This is a genomic window from Vibrio sp. 1580 (genome assembly GCF_033340055.1).
On record NZ_JAWOVT010000156.1, the window covers coordinates 1 to 844 of the forward strand.

At 46.6% G+C, this 844-nt stretch carries 1 protein-coding gene; it reads left to right on the forward strand.

Going from position 1 to position 844, the window contains the following annotated elements; genetic code table 11:
* The first annotated feature begins 231 nt into the window (after nt 1–231).
* On the forward strand, nt 232–816 hold the full coding sequence (locus R7093_RS24685; protein WP_005455144.1) for a YhgN family NAAT transporter: 585 nt from the start codon (nt 232–234) through the stop codon (nt 814–816).
* Nucleotides 817–844: the final 28 nt, after the last annotated feature.

The following is an 844-nucleotide window of genomic DNA, read 5'->3' on the forward strand; positions in this document are numbered from 1 at the left end:
GTCTAATGATCAAAACTGAGCTCCATCGCTAACCTTTTTATTACAGCGCGATAAGGTTCGCGAACTCGAAGGCAAGTTCGTCGTCAACATGGCGCGTATTTGCAACCATTAAGCGGCGTCTGAGGTTGTTTCGGTAATCGAGGGCGAATTATCTGATTTCGCCCTTAGCCGTATACTCGCACAATCTCCTTACTATACACTGGTCGCCATTTTTTTCGTCGAGGCCAGAACATGGATATTCTTTCTGCAGCGACCATGCTGTTTCTTATCATGGACCCTCTTGGCAATTTGCCCATTGTGTTGTCCATTCTTAAACACATCGATCCCAAACGTCGTCGTAAGGTGCTCATCCGCGAGCTGATTTTTGCCTTATTGATTTTGATGTTGTTCTTGTTCGCCGGACAAAGCATCTTGAGCTTTTTGCACGTACAGCCGGAAACTTTGAGTATCTCTGGTGGCATCATATTATTTATCATCGCAATTAAGATGATTTTCCCAAGTGCAGGGAGCATCACCGGGTTAGCGGCGGGTGAAGAGCCGTTTATTGTGCCAATGGCAATTCCAATGATTGCTGGCCCATCAGTGATTGCCGCGTTGCTTCTGCTTTCTTCCCAGCATCCCGACAAACTGGTCGAACTTTCAGCGTCAGTGGTGATTGCGTGGGGCGCGACCTTCTTTATTTTGATGTTCTATGGCTTTTTCAATCGTCTGTTGGGCGAACGCGGTCTGAAAGCGGTGGAACGCTTAATGGGCTTGTTATTGGTGATGATTTCCACCCAGATGTTCCTAGATGGTGTGAAAAGCTATTTGGGATAAATCAAAGACAACAAAAAGCCGCTCCAGT

What these genes read in the sequence shown, in the direction of transcription:
- R7093_RS24685 (WP_005455144.1), top strand. Translation starts at nt 232, where the DNA reads ATGGATATTCTTTCTGCAGCGACCATGCTGTTTCTTATCATGGACCCT.